The sequence below is a fragment of the Paenibacillus sp. OT2-17 genome (assembly GCF_009827695.1).
Classification (GTDB): domain Bacteria; phylum Bacillota; class Bacilli; order Paenibacillales; family Paenibacillaceae; genus Paenibacillus; species Paenibacillus polymyxa_B.
Map to the genome: position 1 here is coordinate 1 of NZ_WUDQ01000532.1, position 2,546 is coordinate 2,546.

General features: G+C 44.7%; 4 protein-coding genes. 3 read left to right on the plus strand and 1 reads right to left on the minus strand.

The features are described from left to right. Window positions 1–279, plus strand: a 279-nt coding sequence (locus tag GRP75_RS24155) for a sensor histidine kinase (RefSeq protein ID WP_160790584.1), incomplete at its 5' end; no start/stop codon positions are given. A 46-nt stretch (window positions 280–325) separates the two neighbouring features. On the opposite strand, the gene GRP75_RS24160 is transcribed toward GRP75_RS24155, so the two are convergent. Beyond that, window positions 326–799: a C40 family peptidase gene (locus tag GRP75_RS24160; protein WP_028541384.1), complete on the minus strand. Its 474-nt coding sequence runs from the start codon at window positions 797–799 to the stop codon at window positions 326–328. A gap of 353 nt (window positions 800–1,152) precedes the next feature. On the opposite strand from GRP75_RS24160, the gene GRP75_RS24165 reads away from it, so the two are divergent. Then, window positions 1,153–2,187: a glycosyltransferase family 4 protein gene (locus GRP75_RS24165; RefSeq protein WP_023988465.1), complete on the plus strand. Its 1,035-nt coding sequence runs from the start codon at window positions 1,153–1,155 to the stop codon at window positions 2,185–2,187. A gap of 5 nt (window positions 2,188–2,192) precedes the next feature. Beyond that, the coding region (locus tag GRP75_RS24170; RefSeq protein WP_160790585.1) for a M14 family metallopeptidase at window positions 2,193–2,546 on the plus strand (354 nt) is incomplete at its 3' end.

The window sequence follows — 2,546 nt, forward strand, 5'->3', positions numbered from 1 at the left end:
ATAGGGTTATCTACAGATGAAAAGGATGTCTATATCCAGGTTAAGGATTATGGGATCGGAATACCTGAGGGCGCGATCAAGCGGGTCTTTGAACGATTTTATCGGGTAGATAGCTCCAGGCATCGTAAAACCGGAGGAACGGGGCTGGGGTTGCCAATTGCCAAGGCAATTACAGATGCCCATCAGGGTACGATACGCATGGAGAGCGTAGAAGGAGAAGGAACGGTAGTCATCGTCACGCTGCCCCAAAGACAACAGGAAAGGCTGTTCCTCCAGTAGATATATCTACTAGCGGGACAGCCCTTTTTATCATCTAAAATTTATTCTAAAGGACACGACGTGCTGTTGTGTAATTGCGACTCCACCATCCGGAATTTAGATCTGTAACCGTTACGCCGCCTTTACCATACGTATGCAGAATTTTGCCGTTCCCCATGTAAATGGCTACATGATGAATTGGTGCATAGAAAAAGACCAAATCGCCTTTTTTCAGCTGACTACGCGGTACAAAAGTGCCAACAGTTGATTGCTGTCTAGACGAACGTGGTAGCTTAATGCCATTTTGTGCAAATACATATTGAGTGAATGAAGAGCAGTCAAAAGAGCTTGTATTGCCAGCTGGGGCTCCATGCTCATAACGCACGCCCATAAACTGGGAGCCTTTAGAAATAATCCGATCAGCTTTACTTGCCGAAGCAGCATGAGTGGTGGCTGGTCCAACGACGAAGCTCCCTGCGCTCAATGCCAAAGTCATAGTAAAGCAAATACCCATCCACAATTTTTTAGAAGTATGTTTCATATATAAATTCCTCCGTTATTCGTATTGTGTTGATGTCCTGAAATGACAATAACACAAATAAAATATCCGGAATTTACCACTCATGGTTACAAACCTGTTACCCCAACGCTTTGTCCTCATTTATTAGAAAACGATGAGAATTTTCTCCTTAATTTTGGCTTGACAAATTGTATAGACTCCACTTATAGATAGGCTCGTATGACAAAAAGCGACTTGCAGACGATTGGCACAAGCAATCACGCAAAATATACATACCTATATACTACAATTTATAACTTGTACGGGAGTATGCTCTGATTCCCGTTGACATTGTAAGGATCACACCGTATTTCCGGTCAGGAAGGGGAATTCGTATGGCTTCAAAGCAGAATAAAGCACTCAAAAAACGGCGTCTAACCATTGTTCAGGTCATTTCCAACTATCCAGATGCACAGCCGGTACCCTCCAACAAGGGCGGAACGGAAAAGGTCGTGCATGAATTAACTGAGGAATTGGTGAGACGAGGGCATCATGTATCTCTTTTTGCCGCTCTTGGGAGCAGGAGCAGTGCGCGGTTGATTACCTATCCCAAGGGTTTGAAACATAGTCAGATCCCCCAATATGTACTCCGGCATATGCCTTCCGACACACATATCATTCATGATCATACCTTTCGTTCTGCTGTAGGGCGTAGGAAGCTGCCTTGTCCATCAGTATGCACCGTTCATCTTCCAGTGAAGAGACACGGTAAAAACCCGGTATATGTCAGTAAACGAGCACGTCAGCTGATGGGCAGGGGCAAAGGATTTTATATCTATAACGGCATTAACACACATGAATACGAGTTCAGCAGTGAGAAGCGTGGCTACTTGCTGTTCATGGGCAGAATTATACGAAATAAAGGTGTATTGCAGGCCATTCAGGTTGCAGAACGAACAGGAAAAAAACTGCTTATTGCAGGTCCTATCAAAGCTCCAGAATTTTTCCGCAAAGAGATTCAGAAACGAATTCAGCGTAATCCGAATATACGCTATGTGGGGGCAGTTGGAGGCGATCAGAAACAGAAATTGCTGAAACATGCAGAGTGTCTGTTGTTTCCGACACTGTGGGAAGAGCCATTTGGACTCGTTATGGTTGAGGCCATGGCTTGTGGAACACCAGTGCTGGCATTAAAAAACGGCTCCGTTCCCGAGGTGCTCTCGGGCTTTCCACAGTTGATTTGCAAATCGGTTAGCCAAATGGCACGAAAAGCACAGCAAAAAAACTACCCGTCACCAGCGAAGCTGCGTTTGTATGTGACTCAAAGATTTACCAACAAACAGATGACCAGTAACTACTTAAGACTATACCGTGAAATCATCCGTCGGAGAGAACAAAAGAGAGGACAACGACAGCCTACACGGAGGTGAGGGGAATGCAGGTTAAACGGTATATGCTCGGAAAGGGCTCTTGGGCAACTCCTTATTATATAGCCACAGGGGCACAGAAAGGTCCGTGTGTGATGGTGGTGGCGGGAATACATGGTAAAGAAATAGCAAGCATACGAGCTGCTGAGAAACTGGTAAAGCTTTTGAATCAGCAAAAACTGCGATTTAGCCAGGGTAAGCTTATAATTGTACCGATTGTAAATCAAGAGGCTTACCGCAAACGGATTAGAGGAATACCTGATCTTAATCGAACCTTTCCGCGCAAAAAAAAGCAGCTGGCAACACAACCACTTTCCGCTGCTCTATTCAAATTAACACAAAAGCATCAACCTGAATGGTAT

Coding starts and splice junctions, on each gene's coding strand:
- GRP75_RS24160 (WP_028541384.1), bottom strand. CDS start 799: ATGAAACATACTTCTAAAAAATTGTGGATGGGTATTTGCTTTACTATG.
- GRP75_RS24165 (WP_023988465.1), top strand. CDS start 1,153: ATGGCTTCAAAGCAGAATAAAGCACTCAAAAAACGGCGTCTAACCATT.